The sequence below is a fragment of the Variovorax sp. V93 genome (assembly GCF_041154485.1).
Taxonomy (GTDB): domain Bacteria; phylum Pseudomonadota; class Gammaproteobacteria; order Burkholderiales; family Burkholderiaceae_C; genus Variovorax; species Variovorax beijingensis_A.
Genome location: NZ_AP028669.1, coordinates 5,063,833 through 5,079,207, shown reverse-complemented (window position 1 = coordinate 5,079,207; position 15,375 = coordinate 5,063,833). Strand labels below are relative to the sequence as shown.

Sequence of the window (15,375 nt, the reverse complement as noted above, 5' to 3'; positions counted from 1 at the left end):
AGCAGCGCAGGTTCGGAACCGTATCCGGCAACCGGGGCTTCACATCCGCAGGCCGTTGAACTCTGTCTTCATCCAGTCGATGAAGGCCCGCGTGCGGGCCGGCAGCAGCCGCGCGTTCGGATAGATCACGCTCACCGGCCGCGGCGGCGGCTCGAAATCCTCGAGCACCAGCTGCAGCCGGCCCTGCGCCACATGCGGCAGCACCTGGTAGGAGAAGAAGGTGCCGAAGCCCATGCCTGCGGCGCAGGCCTCGATGGCCGGGGCGAGGTGGTTGAACTCGAGGCGGCAGCTCGGCGTCACGCTGACGGTCTTGCCGCGGTCGTGGAACATCCACTGCGGCGGCGCGTCGATGCGGCCGCGCACGCAGGGGGCGCCATGGAGATCGCGCGGATGGCGTGGCGTGCCGTGGCGCGCGAGGTACTCGGGGCTCGCCGCCACCACGCGCCGGATGGTGCCGAGCGTCTGCGCCACGAGCGACGAATCCGCCAGCGGGCTGATGCGGATGCCCACGTCGATGCCTTCCTCCAGCAGGTTCACCGTGCGGTCGTGCAGCAGCACGCTGCAGCGCACCTTGTCGTGGCGCTGCATGAAGCGCGTGATGGCGGGCGCCACGTACATGTGGCCGAAGAGCACCGGCGCAGTAATGGTGAGCTGGCCCGCGGGCTCCCGCGCCTCGGCCTTGAGCGCGAGGTCGGCGGCATCGGCCGCCAGCAGCACCTCGCGCGCGCTCGGCAGGTAGTGGCGGCCTTCCTCGGTGAGCGAGAGGCGGCGCGTGGTGCGGTGGAAGAGGCGCACGCCCAGGTGCGCCTCGAGCGCGGCGAGCGCGCGCACCACCGCGGGCAGCGAGCTGCCGAGCGCCTCGGCGGCGCGGGTCAGGCTGCCCTGGTCGGCAATCTGCACGAAGGTCTGCATGGCCTTGAAACGATCCATGGCGCGATTAAACAGGATTAAACCGATTGACGCAGCAGTCAAATGCAGGAATGGCTATTCCTTCATTCAGCGCAAGAGAGAAGAATCCCGATCACGCCCACTCCACATTGCAGAGAACCACCATGAACGCCATCGCCTCCCCTCCCTCCCAACCCATCAAGCTCTATGGCAGCGCCATCTCGGGCCACGTGCACCGGGTGCGGCTGTTCCTCTCGATGCTCGGCCTGCCCTTCGAGGTCATCGAGCTCGACCTGAAGAAGCGCGACAACCGCACGCCCGAGTTCCTGGCGCGCAACCCTTTCGGCCAGGTGCCGGTGATCGAGGACGGCGAAACGACGCTGGCCGATTCCAACGCGATCCTGGTCTACCTCAACGAGCGCTATTCGGCCGATCCGGCGCGCTGGATGCCGCGCGACCCGGTGGGCGCGGCGCGCGTGCAGCGCTGGTTCTCGGTGGCCGCGGGGCCGCTGGCCTACGGGCCGGCCGCCGCACGCGTCATGGCACTGTTCGGCCGGGCCGCCGATCCCACGGAGACCGTCACGCGTTCGCATGCGCTGCTCGCGGTGATGGAGATCCACCTCGGGCAGCAGCCCTTCCTGGCCGGGCCCGCGGCCACGCTGGCCGACATCGCGAACTACGCCTACGTGGCGCATGCGCCCGAAGGCCGCGTGGCGCTCGATGCCTACCCGCAGGTGCGTGCCTGGCTCGCGCGCGTGGAGGCCCTGCCCGGCTTCGTGCCGATGGTGCGCACGCCGGTCGGGCTGGCGGCGGCTGAATCATGATCGCCGCGCCCTTCCACGCCGGCGAGCGCGCACTGCAACTGCAGACGGGCTGGCGCGAGCGCATGGAGGCCATGGGTCCGCGCGTGATCCGCGACTACATGCCCGACCAGCACCGCGAATTCTTCGCGCAGCTGCCGTTCCTCGTGGTCGGCAGCCTCGATGCCGATCTGCAGCCCTGGCCCAGCGTGCTCGCGGCGCCCGCGGGCTTCGCACATTCGCCCGATGCCACGCACCTGCGCGTCGACGCGCTGCCGGCAACTGGCGATCCGCTGGCCGGGCAGCTCGCCCAGGGTGCCGCGCTCGGCCTGCTGGGCATCGAGCCGCACACGCGGCGGCGCAACCGCATGAACGGCACGGTCGAGGCGCTCGATGCTCGCGGCTTCATGGTCGCGGTGCAGCAGAGCTTCGGCAACTGCCCGCGCTACATCCAGGCGCGCGAGCCGGAACTGGTGGCCGCGCGCGACGGCAGCGCGCCCGTGCAGCGGCTCGACACGCTCGATCTCGACGCGCAGCGTCTCATCGGCAGCGCCGACACGCTGTTCATCGCCACGGCCTACCCGGACGAGGCGGCTGCCGGCGACGAAGCCGATGCACGTTCGCACGGCGTCGACGTGTCGCACCGCGGCGGCCGGCCCGGCTTCGTTCGCGTCGACGACGGTGGCGTGCTCACGGTGCCCGACTTCAACGGCAACCGCTTCTTCAACACGCTGGGCAACCTGGCGGCCCATCCGCGTGCGGGCCTGCTGTTCATCGATTACGACAGCGGCGATCTGCTGCATGTGGCGGCCACCGCGGAGCTGGTGCTCGACGGCCCCGAGATCGCCGAGTTCGAAGGTGCCGAGCGGCTGCTGCGGCTGCACGTCGAGCACGCCTTGCGCCGGCCCGCGGCCCTGCCGCTGCGCTGGGGCGATGCGGCGCTGTCGCCCCATCTGGAAGGCACCGGACGCTGGGCTTCCGCGCGCGCCTGAACGGCCTTCGCATTCCCGTCAATGAAAGACCGGAATGCGCGCGGCGACCGAAGGCCGGTAGTGCCAGCCGCGTTCGCGCAGTGCCGCGAGGTCAGGCCTGCGATGCAGCACCGCCTCCAGCCCCGCGGCGGCCAGCGTGCAGGCCAGCGCCTGGCCCGGGCAGGCGTGCACGCCGTGGCCGAAGCCGAGCATGCGGCGCCGCGCGCGCACGAGGCTGAAGCGCTCGGGCTCGGGGTTGAGCGCGGGATCGCGGTTGGCCGCGGCCAGCACCAGCAGCACCGTGTCGCCCGCTGCCAGCGGCGTGTCCGCGATGGTGACGGGCTCGGCCACGAAGCGCCGCGTGTTGTGTACCGAGGGGTCGTGCCGCGCCGTTTCTTCCACGATCGCCTGCAACCCGGCCTGGGTCTGCGCAGCTTGCTGCAGCGACGGTTCGCGCATCACCGCGATCAGGCTGTTGCCCAGCAGGCCGGCCGTCGCATCGCAGGTCTGCGAGAGCAGGCCGACGAGGTTCGCGAGCAACGCGCGCGAAAGCGGCGCACCAGCTTCGCCTTCGGCGAGCACGGCCGCGAGCAGGGTTCCGTTGCGCGGCGGTGCGCCTGCGGCCAGCTCCTCGAAGCGTGCCATGAGTTCGCCCGCGGCGGCGCTGGCGTCCTGCAGCTGGTCCGGCGTCGACAGCGGCGACAGGCAGGCGACGAAATCGCGCATCCACCGGTCCACCCGCGGCAGCGCCTCATCGTCAAAGCCCAGCAGGTGCGCGACGGTCCGCACCGGCATGGAGAACAGCGCGTCCGACATGGGCTGCGCCGGCACGCCATGCGCGACCCGCAAGGCCGCCGTGCGTACCGCTTCCAGGTCCAGCCCGGCCAGCGCACGCTGCAGCGCGGGCCGATGGGCCTGGTGCGCCGCGCCGTCGTTCATGCGCACGAGATGGCCGAACACTTCGCCCGCCGCGCTGCCCGCAACGGCGCGCGGCACCGGCTCGGCCGCCGGCCGCACGCGCAGCGCGCCGTGCGCGAGCAGCAGCGATTCGACGACCTCCGCGCGGCTCGCGACCCACAGGCGCAGCGTCTCGTTCCACGCGAGCGGCGGCCCCTCGCGCAGTTCGGCATAGAAGGGATAGGGATCGGCATGCGTGACGGCCGCGACCGGATCGGCAGGCCGGCCGGCGAGGGAAGTGGGGCTGGTGTTCATGGCGTCCAGTGTGCAGCCGGCACCGCGGCCACACTTCGCCCGTGAACGAAGTGTCGATTGCGGGCGGGTCTTACGATCGGCGCATGGACACGCACTCATCCTCCACCGTGGATCTCCAGCTGGCCCGCCTTGCAGGCGCCATCGCCGAACCCGCGCGCGCCCGCATGCTCAGCTGCCTGATGGACGGCCACGCGCGCACCGCGACCGAGCTGGCCACCGTCGCCGAGGTGGCCGCCTCCACCGCCAGCGCGCACCTCGCGCGCCTCAAGGAAGAGCGGCTGGTCGAGCTGCTGGTGCAGGGCAAGCACCGCTACTTCCGGCTGGCCGGCGACAACGTGGCGGCCGCCCTCGAAAGCCTGATGGTGGTGGCCGGCGCGCCGCGCGCCGAGCAGTTCAAGCCCAGCACGCCGAGCCGCCTGCGCGCCGCGCGCACCTGCTACGACCACATGGCCGGCACGGCGGGCGTCGCGCTGCACGACCGGCTGCATGCGCAGGGCTGGCTCAGCGGCCTGCACAGCGGCGCGTACGAACTCACGCCCGAAGGCGCGATCGCGCTGGAGAGCCTGGGGGTCGAGGTGGATGCGGTGCGCCGCTCGCGCCGGCGTTTTGCCTGCGCCTGCCTCGACTGGAGCGAGCGCCGACCGCACCTGGGCGGCGCGCTCGGCGCGGCCTGGCTCCAATTGTCGCTGCGCCGCGGCTGGGTCCGCCAGGAGCTCGACGGCCGCGCACTGGTGCTCACGCCCAGGGCACAGCGCGAGATGCCCGAGCTCTTTGCCTGAAGCGCGCCGTCAGGCCTTGAGTTTGAGCAGGTAGATCATCGGCCCGGCCATCGCCAGGTCGAGTTCGAGGAAGCTCTCGAAATCCTTGCCTGCCATCCAGTACGCATCCCAGTTGTTGCGCTTGATGGTCTTCTGCCAGACATCGGCGTTGGTGGCGCGGTGCACGGCCTCGAGCAACACGGCACGGCGTTGCTCGGTCACCTTCTTGCCGGTGAGCACGCCGCGCCAGTTGGCCAGGTCGGCGTCCACGCCCTGCTCGCGCACCGACGGAATGCCCAGGAACGGCCGCTTCGACGACACGCCGATGGCGCGCAGCGTGCCGTTGGACAGGCCCGCGCTGAATTCGCTGAAGCCCGAGATGCCGGCCACGGCCTTGCCGGTGGCAAGCGCCTCCACCACCTGCGCGCCGCCCGGGTAGGGCTGGTAGACCAGGCCCGCGGTGTTGCCGGCCACGCGGGCCAGCATGCCGGCGTACATGTGGTCCACGCCACCGGCCGAACCGCCCGCGATGACGGCCTTGGCCGCATCGGCACGCAGCTGGGCGATCAGGTCTTTCGGTGTCTTGATGGGGGAGTCGGCCTTCACGGCCACCACTTCGTAGTCGCTGGTGAGGCGCGCGACCGGCGCGACCTGGGCCATGGTGACGGCCGGTTTCTGCAGTGCCACCGCACCGACCATGACCATGCCGCTCATCAGCAGGGTGTCGGGGTCGGCGTCGTATTTCTCGACGTACTTGGCGAGACCAATGGTGCCGCCCTTGCCGCCGATGTTCTCGTAGACCACCTCGCCTGCCGCGCCCGAGGCCAGCAGCGCCGCGCCGAGCGCGCGGCCGGTCTGGTCCCAGCCGCCGCCTTCGTTGGCCGGAATCACGATGCGCAGCCTGGCAACGAGCTGCGGCTCGGCCGCACCGGCCGCGCGGGGCCACAGAACGGCAGCTCCGGCACCCCCAACGGCAGCCGCGCCTGCCATCCATGCATTGAAGTTGCGGCGGGAAAGGCTCGCAGCAGCCGATGGATGAGTCATTTCGTTAACAGTTGTGGAAAAAGGTAACGAATGATCTCCGCGAATTGCGACGCCCGTGCGCGTCCTGGACTAGGTGAAAACCCTAATGAGTGCCAACTATTACTGAAAAGCGACCTCCGCGAAGCTCCGCAGCTTGCGGCTGTGCAGCCGGGTCGAACCCTGCTCGCGAAGGATGTCGATGGCCCGCATGCCGATGCGCAGGTGCTGCTCCACGCGCTCGCGGTAGAAGTGGTTGGCCATGCCCGGCAGCTTGATCTCGCCATGCAGCGGCTTGTCGCTCACGCACAGCAAGGTGCCGTAGGGCACGCGAAAGCGGAAGCCGTTGGCCGCGATGGTGGCGCTTTCCATGTCGAGCGCCACGGCCCGGCTCTGGCTGAAGCGGCGCTGCGGCTGGTTGCCCGGCAGCAGCTCCCAGTTGCGGTTGTCGGTGCTCGCCACCGTGCCGGTGCGCATGATCTTCTTCAGGTCCGGGCCGGTGTAGCGCGTGACGTCGGCCACCGCTTTCTCCAGCGCGAGCTGGATTTCCGAGAGTGCCGGGATCGGCACCCACAGCGGCAGCTCCTCGTCGAGCACGTGGTCCTCGCGCACGTAGGCATGCGCCAGCACGTAGTCGCCGAGCTGCTGCGCGTTGCGCAGGCCCGCGCAGTGGCCCAGCATCATCCAGGCATGCGGGCGCAGCACGGCGATGTGGTCGGTGATGGTCTTGGCATTGGCCGGGCCGACGCCGATGTTCACCATGCTGATGCCGCTGCAGTCCTCGCGCACCAGGTGGTAGGCCGGCATCTGCGGCAGACGCGGCGGCGCCGTGCCCTGGCTGCCGTCGAGCAGGCCGCCATAGCTGGTGCTGGCGCCGGCGGCCAGCCCGCGCCGGCGCGTGACCACGTTGCCGGGCTCGATGAAGGCGACGTATTCGCTCTTCTCGTCGGCCATGGCCTCGTGGCCCAGGCGCACGAACTCGTCGATGTAGAACTGGTAGTTGGTGAACAGCACGAAGTTCTGGAACCACTCGGGCGCGGTGCCGGTGTAGTGCCGCAGCCGGTGCAGCGAGTAGTCCACGCGCGCGGCCGTGAAGAGCGACAGCGGCTGCGCCTCGCCCGCCAGCGCCTCGTAGGTGCCATTGGCGATGCCGTCGTCCATCACGCCCAGGTCGGGCAGGTCGAACACGTCGCGCATCAGCGCGCGCCGCTCCTCGCTCATCGTGCCTTCGATGTGGTCGTTCTCGGCAAAGGAGAAGTGGATGGGAATCGGCTGCGTGCTGGTGCCCACCTCGATCTCGACCTGGTGGTTTTCCAGCAGCAGGCGGAACTGGTCGAGGTAGTAGCGCGAGAACAGGTCGGGCCGCGTCAGCGTGGTCTCGTAGCGGCCGGGCCCGGCGACGAAGCCGTAGCTCAGCCCCGCGTTGGCCGGCGGCGTGTGGCGCGAGACGGTGTGCGTGTGCACCCGCACGAAGGGGTAGCAGGCCCGCACCCGACCCGGCAGCGCCTCCCCGGCCACGAAGCGCAGCATCGATTCGCGCAGATGCGCGAGGCCGCCCTGGTAGATGGACTTGACCTGTTCGAGCGCGGCGGCGGCGTCGTTGAAGCGGGCGGGGGCGACGAAAGTGGGCATGTAGGGCATGACGGCATTGTGCAATGCGGCCGTGCCGGCTGCTTCGTCGCTGCAGGGCTCAGGGCCTGTTCGCGATCTATTGGGGTCACGTTGTCCAGGGCGCGATCACGCCGACGGGATACCTTGCTCCGAGAATGTCCTCCGGCCTGCGGCCTCCCCCTTTATTTCGCTGCGCAAGGCACCCCATCGACGTGATCGTTATGCAAAGCGGTGGTTGATCGGCCGCAAACCAGCCGCGTGCCCTCGTGCGCAGGGCATCGGGTGTCTCCCGCAGCGAAATAAAGGAGGAGGCGAAGCCGGGGGACATTCGCGGAGGGGGACACCCGGTGTCCTGTGCAGGCGCCCTGAACTGACCGCGCCCCCGCGCATCTACATGGCCCTGGACATATCGTGAACAGCCTCTCAGGCCAGGAGGCACTCCAGCACCTTGGCCAGCATGTCGTCGACGCCCGTGGCCTGCACCGCGCCCGGCAGTTCGACGTCGCCATGCATCACGAACACCGGCTTGCCCCACTTGAGCCCCATCGCCATTTCCGACAGCGTGCCCATGTTGCCGCCGATGGCGACCAGGCACACGCCGCTGCGCGCGATGATGCCGTTGCGCATCTCGCCCATGCCGGTGGGAATGGCCACGCTGAGCCATTCGTTGGCATTGCGGTCGTCGTCCTCGGGCAGGATGCCCACGGCAATGCCGCCGGCCTCGGCGGCGCCGCGCGAGGCCGCGGCCATCACGCCGCCGCGGCCGCCGCAGACCACCGCCATGCCCGCACCGGCCAGCGCATGCGCCACGGCGTAGGCCGCCTCGCATTCGGCCGGGCCGCCGTCGCCGGGGCCGAGGACGGCCACCGGCTGGCGGTGGCGCGCCGGTCCCTGTTGCTTCTGCGCCAGGCGCGCCAGCGCCTCAATGACCGGCGCCGGCCGCACCGCGCTCGCGCCTTCGCGTAAGGACATCGCCCACTCCCATCACGATCACACACACCACCATCAGCACCAGCGACAAGGCCGCTGCCACCGCAAAATCCGAACCGCCGTCGCCCACCTGCGCGAACAGCATCAGCGGCAGGATGTTGAGCTGCGTGCCCACCAGCGCCAGCGCCGTGCCATAGGTGCCCATGGCGATCGCGGCCACCATGCAGGCGTTCGACAGCACCGAGGGCATCACCTCGGGCAGCACCGTGTCCCGGAAGGCCCGCGCCCGCGAGGCGCCCAGCGTGCGCGCCGCCTGCGCCGGGCGCAGGTCGAGGTTGGCGAACACCGGGTACAGCGACAGCGCCACGCGCGGGATCAGGTAGTACGCATACGCAAAACCCAGGCCCGACACGCTGTAGATCCAGCTGCCGAGCGCGGCCGGGTCGGCGCCCAGTCCCGCGAGCAGCTGCGTCACGAAGCCCGCGCGCCCGAAGGCCAGGATGAAGCCGTAGGCGATCACCAGGCCCGAGAAGGCCAGCGGCAAGCCCAGCAGGGTCATCATCCAATGGCGCCGGCCTTCGGACTGGCGCGCGAGTTCGATGGCGATGCAGGTGCCCACCAGCGCCGAGATCGCGCCCGCCGCGAGGCCCAGGCCCAGCGTGTTGCGCAGCGCGCCCAGGAACAGCGGGTTGCCGAACAGCCGCCCGAAGGCACTGCCGCCGTCGCCGAAGGCCTCGGGCAGCAGCGCCGCCAGCGGCACCGCGAAGAACAGCGCCATGAAGGCCCAGGCGGGCCAGGCGCCAAAGCGTCGCATACGGGCCTACTTCCCCAGCGCGGCCTGTGCCCAGAGCTTGTCCACGTCAGCCTTGCGTTCCGAGGCCTTCACCACGTCGAGCGGACGGATCTGCGGCGCGGCCGGCATCTTGGCCGCGACATCGGCGGAGAGCGGCGTGCCCGGCACGGCAGGCCGCACGAAGCCCTGCGCGAACAGCGACTGGCCGGCCTCGCTCATGATGAAGTTGAGCCACAGCTTGCCGGCATTGGGGTTGGGGCCGTTCTTCACGAGGCTGATCGCATAGGGCGCGGCCACGCTCGCTTCCTTCGGGATCACGACCTCCACCGCGTCGCCCATGCCGTCGACGTGCTTGGCCTTGAGGCCATCGTTCTCGTAGCTGATCCAGACCGGGATCTCGCCCTTGAGGAACTTGGCGTACGGCGTCGTGCCTTCCACGCGCAGCACGTTGCCGGCCGCATGCAGCTTGCCCAGGTAGTCCGTGCCGGGTTGCACGTTGTCGACGCTGCCGCCGTTGGCATAGGCCGCGGCAAAGGTCAGCACCTGGCCGATGCCGGTGGAGCGCGGGTCGAGGTAGACCACCGTGCTCTTGAACTCGGGCTTGAGCAGGTCGGCCCAGCCCGTGGGCACGCTCTTCACGAGCTTCTTGTTGACCAGGAAGGCGATGTTGAGCGTGTGGATGGTGAACCAGCGGCCCTCGGCCTCGCGGAACACCGGCGGCAGCTTGTCGAAGTTCACGGGCTTGAAGGGCGCGACCACGTCCTTCTTCGCGGCGTCGACGGCGGAGGCCGCGAAGTAGTAGGCGGTGTCGGCCTGCGGGCGGCGCTTGGTCTTCTCGAGCGCGACCACGGTGGCGGCCGAGCCGATGTCGTTGTAGGTCAGCTCGATCTCGGGGTAGCGCTTCTTGAAGTCGCGGAACAGCGATTTCCAGTTGGCCCACTCGGGGCCGGTGTCGAAGGAGACGCACAGGCCTTCCTTCTGCGCCTCGGCATAGAGCGCCTTCTCGCCAGCGTAGAGCTCCGGGCCGTCGAAGGCGAAGGCGGTGCGGGCCGCGAGGGAGGCCAATGACAGTGCGGGCAGTGCGCCGGCGGCCTGGATCAGATGTCTGCGTTGCATGGGGTGGCTCCTTGGAGAGAAAGGGTCAGTGGTCGAGTAAACGGAGGTGTTCAGGCGCGATGGCAATCGCTTCGGCGGCGGGTGCGGCCGATTCGGCGAGGAAGGGCCTGGGGGCGCCCGCCACCTCGAAGTCGTAGCGCGTGAGCGCGCCCAGGTAGCGCTGCGCGCCGGTGCGGCCCGCGAGGCGGTTGAGGCTGCCGGCCGGCGGATCGGCCTGGATGTGCTCGGGCCGCACCAGCACATGCACCGCGCTGCCGGCCGTGCGGCCGCCCGTGGGCGCGGCAAGCTCGGCAAAGCCAAGGTTCAGCCGGTCCGGCGCGCCGACCTTCGCGGGCAGGATCGTCGAGAGTCCGACGAACTCCGCCACCGCGCGGCTCGCGGGGTTCTCGTAGATCTCGCGCGGCGTCGCGATCTGCAGCAGGCGGCCGTCCTTGAGCATGGCCACGCGGTCGGCCATCACGAGCGCCTCTTCCTGGTCGTGCGTGACCAGCAGCGTGGTGGCGTTGAAGCGCTGCTGGATCGAGCGGATCTGGTCGCGCAGGTGGCCGCGCACGCTGGCGTCGAGGGCCGAGAGCGGCTCGTCGAGCAGCAGCGCGCGCGGGTCGATGGCGAGCGCGCGCGCCAGCGCCACGCGCTGCTGCTGCCCGCCCGAGAGCTGCGCGACGGCGCGCTGCGCGTACTCGCCAAGTCCCACCACGTCCAGCAGTTCCTGCGCACGGCGGCGCCGTTCGGTGGCGGCCACCTTGCGCAGCTTGAGCCCGTAGGCCACGTTGTCGAGCACGCTCAGGTGCGGGAACAGCGCATAGCTCTGGAACACCATGCCGATGTGGCGCTGGTGCACCGGCGTGCGCGACATGTCTTCGCCGTCGAGCGCGATGCGGCCGGTGTGGCCGGTTTCCAGGCCCGACACCAGCTTCAGCAGGGTCGACTTGCCCGAGCCGCTCGGCCCGATCACCGCCACCAGCTCGCCGGTGCGCACGTCGAGCGACACCTCGTGCAGGCCGTGCGTGCTGCCCGGGTAGTTGTAGCTGACGTTGTCGAGGAGGAGGCTCATGCGCGCTGCTTCACAAGGGAGGAAGAAAGAAGGGCCGACGCGCTCGCCAGCACCAACAGGATCACCGTGGCCGCGCAGGCGAAGCCCGTCGCGCCGTAGAAGGCCTGCAGCAGCACCACCGGGTAGGTGCGGTTCTGGAAGCTCGTGAGCAGGTTCGACACGCCGAACTCGCCCACCGAGATGGCGGCCACCATCACCAGCCCGCTGATCAGGCTCTGCCGCAGGCTCGGCAGCACGATGCCGGTGAACTGCTGCCAGCCCGAGGCGCCGAGCGTCGCGGCCGCCTGCTCGAGCCGGCCCAAGTCGAGGTGGCGCAGGTCGGCCAGCAGCGTGTTGGTGAGGTAGGGCAGCGTGAGGATCGCGTGCGCCGCGATCAAGAGCGGCATCGAACCCAGCCATGGCGCGAGGTCGGTGTTGAACACGATCATGTAGCCGAAGGCCAGCGTGATGGCGGGCACCGCGATCGGCATGGCGCTCACGATGCGCGCCGCCAGGCTGCTGCTGCGGCGGGCGCCGTGGTACAGCGCATAGGCCAGCGGCAGCGCCAGCACGGTGTTGATCGCGCAGGCCGACATGGCCACCACCAGGCTGCTTGCGAAGGCCTTGCGAAATGAGCTGTCGAGCCAGAGATCGAGGTACCACTGCCCGGTGATGCCCGTGGGCAGCAGCGTGTTGGTCCAGTTGCCGCCGAAGCTGCCGACCAGCAGCAGGGCGATCGGCAGCAGCAGGTACAGGCCGTAGATGAGCGAGATGCCGCGAACCAAGTGGATGTCTCCCGATGTCTTGCGCAGCCGGCATACTTTCCGGGTGCGCTACCTTTTGCGCACGGCCAGTTGCCGCGCTCCAGCGAATTCTAGGAAGCACATGCGTACTTATGGGTGAAAGCTGGATGACGACGCTTGAGCAATCGGAAAGTGTTTTTCACGGAGCTTTCATCAACCGGAGCCATGCATGAAGCGCGACTGCCCCACCATCCAGGAACTGCTGGCCTTCGACGCCGTGGCGCGCCACCAGAGCATCACGCTCGCGGCCGGCGCCCTGTGCATCACGGTGAGTGCGGTCAGCAAGCAGATCGCGGGGCTCGAGGCCTTCCTGGGCCGCGAGCTGCTGCAGAAGAACGGCCGCGGCGTGCAGCTCACGCCGCAGGGGCGGGTGTACTGGCAGAAGATCTCGGGCGGGCTGCGCGCCATCGAGACCGCGACCTTCGAGGCGCGTTCGGGCGATGCCGGCGCCGGCCTGCTCACGCTCGCGAGCGTGCCCACCTTCCTCACCAAGTGGTTGATCCCGCGCCTGCCGGCCTTCAGCCAGAAGAGCCGCCATGTGATGCTGAGCTTCAGCCGCCACCTGGAGCCCAGCGACGGCATCCCGGCCGGCGTCGATGCCGCCATTCGCTACGGCCCCGACGGCTGGCCCGGCGTGGTGTCCGAATACATCGCGGGCAGGGAGTTCGTGCTGATCGCGGCGCGCGCGCTGGTCGAGCAGCGCCATCGCATCGCGCAGCCGGTCGACGTCGTCGCCCACACGCTGCTGCACCATGAGGGCGCGCCCACCGCCTGGCGCGAGTGGGCCTCGCAGCACGGCGTGCCCGAGGTGCAGACCGTGGCCGGGCCGCGCTTCGCGCAGTATTCGGCGCTGATCCAGGCGGCGCTCAGCGGCCTGGGCATCGGGCTGGTGCCGAAGCTGCTGGTGCAGGAAGAGCTGTCCGAGGGATCGCTGCTGAGCCCCTGCGGCACGCCGGTGCGCGTGGACCAGGGGCACTACCTCTGCTATCGGCCGGACCGGCTCGACCTGCCGGCCTTCGTGGCGTTTCGGGAATGGCTGATGGAGGAGGGCGTGAAATCGCGCGGCACGCAGGCATGAGGCAGCAGGCTTCGCTAATCTCTGTACTCGAACAGTCAGACAACCAAGGAAGCGAAACGATGAAAGTCGCAGTCATGGGCGCCGGCGCAGTCGGCTGCTACTACGGCGCCATGCTGGCGCGCGCGGGCCACGAGGTGGTGCTGATCGGCCGGCCTTCGCACGTGGAGGCGGTTCGTGCGAACGGGCTGCGGCTGGAGACGAAGGCCTTCGACGAGCAGGTGCCGCTCGGCGCCAGCACCGAGCCCAGCGCGGTTCAGGGCGCCCAGCTTGTGCTGTTCTGCGTGAAGTCCACCGACACCGAATCGGCCGCGGCACAGATCAAGCCGCATCTCTCGCCCGATGCGCTGGTGCTCACGCTGCAGAACGGCGTCGACAACGACGAGCGCGTGCGTTCGGTGCTGCCGTCCAGCGAGGTGGCGGCCGCCGTGGTCTACGTGGCCACCGAGATGGCCGGCCCCGGCCATGTGAAGCACCACGGCCGCGGCGAGCTGGTGATCGCGCCTTCACGCCGCAGCGAACAGGTCGCGCAGCAGCTGGCGGCCGCCGGCGTGCCCACGCAGATTTCCGGCAACGTGCGCGGCTCGCTCTGGGCCAAGCTGGTGCTGAACTGCGCCTACAACGCGCTGTCGGCCGTGTCGCAGCTGCCCTACGGCGAACTCGTGAAAGGCGTGGGCGTGGCCGACGTGATCCGCGACGTGGTCGCCGAATGCCTGGCCGTGGCAAAGGCCGAGGGCGTCGTCATTCCGGGCGATACCGACGCCGCCGTGCGCGGCATCGCGCAGTCGATGCCCTCGCAGTATTCATCGACTGCGCAGGACCTCGCACGCGGCAAGCCCAGCGAAATCGACCACCTCAACGGCTTCGTCGTGCGCCGCGGCGAGGCGCTCGGCGTGCCCACGCCCGCCAACCGCGTGCTGTTCGTGATGGTGAAGCTGCTCGAAGGCAAGCGGCGCTAGCCCGGCATGGGTTCGCGCATCGTCACGAACTCTTCGGCCGCCGTCGGGTGGATGCCGATGGTGCTGTCGAACAGCGCCTTGGTCGCGCCCGCGCGCATCGCCACGGCAAAGCCCTGCACCACCTCACCCGCATCGGCGCCCACCATGTGCAGGCCGACCACGCGGTCGCTGGCCTTGTCGACCACCAGCTTCATGAAGGTGCGCTCGGTGCGGCCCGACAGCGTGTGGCGCAGCGACTTGAACTCGCTCGAGAACACCGCCACGTCGCCGAACTTCGCGCGCGCGTCGAGCTCGGTGTAGCCGCAGGTGCCGATGTTGGGGTGCGTGAACACGGCCGTCGGAATGAACTCGTAGTCGAGCCGGCGCCGGCCCTTGCCGAACAGTTCATCGACCACCACCATCGCCTCGGCCAGCGCCACCGGCGTGAGCTGCACGCGCGTGGACACATCGCCCACCGCATGGATCGACGGCACCGAGCTGCGGTAGTGCGCATCGACCGCGATGGCGCCGCGCTCGTCGAGCTTGACGCCCGCCGCTTCGAGGCCCAATCCCTGGGTGTTGGGCACGCGGCCGGTCGCAAACAGCACCGTGTCGGCTTCGATCTGCTGGCCGCGCGCGAGCGTGACCGTGAGCCCGTGCGCCCCGCGCGTGATCGAGGTGGCCTCGCAGTTCAGCCGCACCTCGACGCCCGCCTTGCCCATCTCGTTGGCCAGGAACTGCCGCAGGTCGTCGTCGAAGCCGGTGAGCAGGTGTGCGCGGCGATGCAGCTGCGTCACCTGGGCGCCCAGGCCGTTGAAGATCGATGCGAACTCGCAGGCGATGTAGCCGCCGCCCACCACCAGCAGGCGCTTGGGAAACGGGTCGAGGTCGAACATCGCGTCGGAGGTGGCGATGTGCTCGCGGCCCGGAATGTCGGGCACGTAGGGCGTGCCGCCGGTGGCCACCAGCAGATGGCGCGCGGTGTGGCGCTTGCCGTCGACCTCGACCGTGTGGCCGTCGAGCAGCTGCGCCCAGCCCGTGACCAGCACCACGCCGGAATTCTTCAGCAGCGAGGCATACACGCCGTTGAGCCGCTTGATTTCTTTTGTGCGCTGGTCCTTGAGGTGCGCCCAGTCGAATTGCGGCGCCTGCGGCAGTTGCCAGCCATAGCCCGCGGCTTCCTCGAAGGATTCGGCATAGCCGGCGGCGTAGCTGTAGAGCTTCTTCGGAATGCAGCCCACGTTGACGCAGGTGCCGCCGAGTTCGGCCGCCTCGGCCAAGGCCACGCGTGCGCCTTGCTGGGCCGCCATGCGGGCTGCGCGAACGCCGCCGCTGCCGCCGCCGATGACGAAAAGATCGAAGTCGAATGTGCGCATGGAAAGACGCTCCTTGGCGGCGACTGTAGCCGCCGGCCAAGAGCGCCGCTT

At 69.8% G+C, this 15,375-nt stretch carries 15 protein-coding genes; 5 read left to right on the top strand and 10 right to left on the bottom strand.

Annotation, left to right across the window (positions count from 1 at the left end):
* Nucleotides 1–39: 39 nt before the first annotated feature.
* Nucleotides 40–930 (bottom strand): LysR family transcriptional regulator, encoded by an 891-nt coding sequence (locus ACAM54_RS24130; protein WP_192325493.1) that lies wholly within the window; start codon nt 928–930, stop codon nt 40–42.
* A 122-nt stretch (nt 931–1,052) separates the two neighbouring features.
* Between ACAM54_RS24130 and ACAM54_RS24125 the strand changes: the two genes are divergently transcribed.
* Together ACAM54_RS24125 and ACAM54_RS24120 are read left to right on the top strand one after the other, a co-directional pair.
* Nucleotides 1,053–1,712 carry a glutathione S-transferase family protein gene (locus ACAM54_RS24125; RefSeq protein WP_369649178.1) on the top strand — a complete coding sequence of 220 codons (660 nt, stop codon included), beginning with the start codon at nt 1,053–1,055 and terminating at the stop codon, nt 1,710–1,712.
* Nucleotides 1,709–2,680 carry a pyridoxamine 5'-phosphate oxidase family protein gene (locus ACAM54_RS24120; RefSeq protein WP_369649177.1) on the top strand — a complete coding sequence of 324 codons (972 nt, stop codon included), beginning with the start codon at nt 1,709–1,711 and terminating at the stop codon, nt 2,678–2,680. Before ACAM54_RS24125 ends, ACAM54_RS24120 begins: the two co-directional genes overlap by 4 nt.
* An 18-nt stretch (nt 2,681–2,698) precedes the next feature.
* Here the strand turns inward: ACAM54_RS24120 and ACAM54_RS24115 are convergent, their stop codons facing one another.
* Entirely contained in the window at nt 2,699–3,871 is a 1,173-nt protein-coding gene (locus ACAM54_RS24115) for a cytochrome P450 (protein WP_369649176.1), read from the bottom strand.
* Nucleotides 3,872–3,954: 83 nt separating this feature from the next.
* On the opposite strand from ACAM54_RS24115, the gene ACAM54_RS24110 reads away from it, so the two are divergent.
* Complete coding sequence (locus ACAM54_RS24110; RefSeq protein WP_369649175.1) at nt 3,955–4,650, top strand: ArsR/SmtB family transcription factor; 696 nt, start codon at nt 3,955–3,957, stop codon at nt 4,648–4,650.
* A 9-nt stretch (nt 4,651–4,659) separates the two neighbouring features.
* Here the strand turns inward: ACAM54_RS24110 and ACAM54_RS24105 are convergent, their stop codons facing one another.
* The 7 genes from ACAM54_RS24105 to ACAM54_RS24075 all read right to left on the bottom strand — a co-directional run bounded on the left by ACAM54_RS24105 (nt 4,660) and on the right by ACAM54_RS24075 (nt 11,917).
* The gene (locus ACAM54_RS24105) at nt 4,660–5,619 is read right to left on the bottom strand and encodes a tripartite tricarboxylate transporter substrate-binding protein (RefSeq protein ID WP_209537323.1); all 960 of its coding nucleotides are present in this window, start codon (nt 5,617–5,619) and stop codon (nt 4,660–4,662) included.
* Between the two features lie 153 nt (nt 5,620–5,772).
* The gene (locus ACAM54_RS24100; protein ID WP_145739517.1) at nt 5,773–7,290 is read right to left on the bottom strand and encodes an AMP nucleosidase; all 1,518 of its coding nucleotides are present in this window, start codon (nt 7,288–7,290) and stop codon (nt 5,773–5,775) included.
* 393 nt (nt 7,291–7,683) lie between these two features.
* Nucleotides 7,684–8,232 (bottom strand): TIGR00725 family protein, encoded by a 549-nt coding sequence (locus ACAM54_RS24095; protein WP_369649174.1) that lies wholly within the window; start codon nt 8,230–8,232, stop codon nt 7,684–7,686.
* The gene (locus ACAM54_RS24090; RefSeq protein ID WP_369649173.1) at nt 8,183–9,004 is read right to left on the bottom strand and encodes an ABC transporter permease; all 822 of its coding nucleotides are present in this window, start codon (nt 9,002–9,004) and stop codon (nt 8,183–8,185) included. Before ACAM54_RS24090 ends, ACAM54_RS24095 begins: the two co-directional genes overlap by 50 nt.
* A 6-nt stretch (nt 9,005–9,010) precedes the next feature.
* Nucleotides 9,011–10,099 carry an extracellular solute-binding protein gene (locus tag ACAM54_RS24085; protein ID WP_369649172.1) on the bottom strand — a complete coding sequence of 363 codons (1,089 nt, stop codon included), beginning with the start codon at nt 10,097–10,099 and terminating at the stop codon, nt 9,011–9,013.
* Between the two features lie 25 nt (nt 10,100–10,124).
* On the bottom strand, nt 10,125–11,153 hold the full coding sequence (locus tag ACAM54_RS24080; protein ID WP_369649171.1) for an ABC transporter ATP-binding protein: 1,029 nt from the start codon (nt 11,151–11,153) through the stop codon (nt 10,125–10,127).
* Complete coding sequence (locus tag ACAM54_RS24075) at nt 11,150–11,917, bottom strand: ABC transporter permease (RefSeq protein ID WP_369649170.1); 768 nt, start codon at nt 11,915–11,917, stop codon at nt 11,150–11,152. The genes ACAM54_RS24080 and ACAM54_RS24075 overlap by 4 nt, the downstream gene beginning before the upstream one ends.
* Nucleotides 11,918–12,104: 187 nt before the next feature.
* On the opposite strand from ACAM54_RS24075, the gene ACAM54_RS24070 reads away from it, so the two are divergent.
* Both ACAM54_RS24070 and ACAM54_RS24065 read left to right on the top strand, forming a co-directional pair.
* On the top strand, nt 12,105–13,013 hold the full coding sequence (locus ACAM54_RS24070) for a LysR substrate-binding domain-containing protein (protein ID WP_369649169.1): 909 nt from the start codon (nt 12,105–12,107) through the stop codon (nt 13,011–13,013).
* Nucleotides 13,014–13,072: 59 nt separating this feature from the next.
* Nucleotides 13,073–13,969 (top strand): ketopantoate reductase family protein, encoded by an 897-nt coding sequence (locus tag ACAM54_RS24065; RefSeq protein ID WP_369649168.1) that lies wholly within the window; start codon nt 13,073–13,075, stop codon nt 13,967–13,969.
* On the opposite strand, the gene gorA is transcribed toward ACAM54_RS24065, so the two are convergent.
* Entirely contained in the window at nt 13,966–15,324 is a 1,359-nt protein-coding gene (gorA, locus tag ACAM54_RS24060) for a glutathione-disulfide reductase (RefSeq protein WP_369649167.1), read from the bottom strand. The genes ACAM54_RS24065 and gorA overlap by 4 nt on opposite strands.
* Nucleotides 15,325–15,375 lie beyond the last annotated feature (51 nt).

What these genes read in the sequence shown, in the direction of transcription:
- ACAM54_RS24085 (WP_369649172.1), bottom strand. Translation starts at nt 10,099, where the DNA reads ATGCAACGCAGACATCTGATCCAGGCCGCCGGCGCACTGCCCGCACTG.
- ACAM54_RS24090 (WP_369649173.1), bottom strand. Translation starts at nt 9,004, where the DNA reads ATGCGACGCTTTGGCGCCTGGCCCGCCTGGGCCTTCATGGCGCTGTTC.
- ACAM54_RS24110 (WP_369649175.1), top strand. Translation starts at nt 3,955, where the DNA reads ATGGACACGCACTCATCCTCCACCGTGGATCTCCAGCTGGCCCGCCTT.
- ACAM54_RS24105 (WP_209537323.1), bottom strand. Translation starts at nt 5,619, where the DNA reads ATGGCAGGCGCGGCTGCCGTTGGGGGTGCCGGAGCTGCCGTTCTGTGG.
- ACAM54_RS24100 (WP_145739517.1), bottom strand. Translation starts at nt 7,290, where the DNA reads ATGCCCTACATGCCCACTTTCGTCGCCCCCGCCCGCTTCAACGACGCC.
- ACAM54_RS24115 (WP_369649176.1), bottom strand. Translation starts at nt 3,871, where the DNA reads ATGAACACCAGCCCCACTTCCCTCGCCGGCCGGCCTGCCGATCCGGTC.
- ACAM54_RS24070 (WP_369649169.1), top strand. Translation starts at nt 12,105, where the DNA reads ATGAAGCGCGACTGCCCCACCATCCAGGAACTGCTGGCCTTCGACGCC.
- ACAM54_RS24095 (WP_369649174.1), bottom strand. Translation starts at nt 8,232, where the DNA reads ATGTCCTTACGCGAAGGCGCGAGCGCGGTGCGGCCGGCGCCGGTCATT.
- ACAM54_RS24065 (WP_369649168.1), top strand. Translation starts at nt 13,073, where the DNA reads ATGAAAGTCGCAGTCATGGGCGCCGGCGCAGTCGGCTGCTACTACGGC.
- ACAM54_RS24130 (WP_192325493.1), bottom strand. Translation starts at nt 930, where the DNA reads ATGGATCGTTTCAAGGCCATGCAGACCTTCGTGCAGATTGCCGACCAG.
- ACAM54_RS24080 (WP_369649171.1), bottom strand. Translation starts at nt 11,153, where the DNA reads ATGAGCCTCCTCCTCGACAACGTCAGCTACAACTACCCGGGCAGCACG.
- ACAM54_RS24125 (WP_369649178.1), top strand. Translation starts at nt 1,053, where the DNA reads ATGAACGCCATCGCCTCCCCTCCCTCCCAACCCATCAAGCTCTATGGC.
- ACAM54_RS24120 (WP_369649177.1), top strand. Translation starts at nt 1,709, where the DNA reads ATGATCGCCGCGCCCTTCCACGCCGGCGAGCGCGCACTGCAACTGCAG.
- gorA (WP_369649167.1), bottom strand. Translation starts at nt 15,324, where the DNA reads ATGCGCACATTCGACTTCGATCTTTTCGTCATCGGCGGCGGCAGCGGC.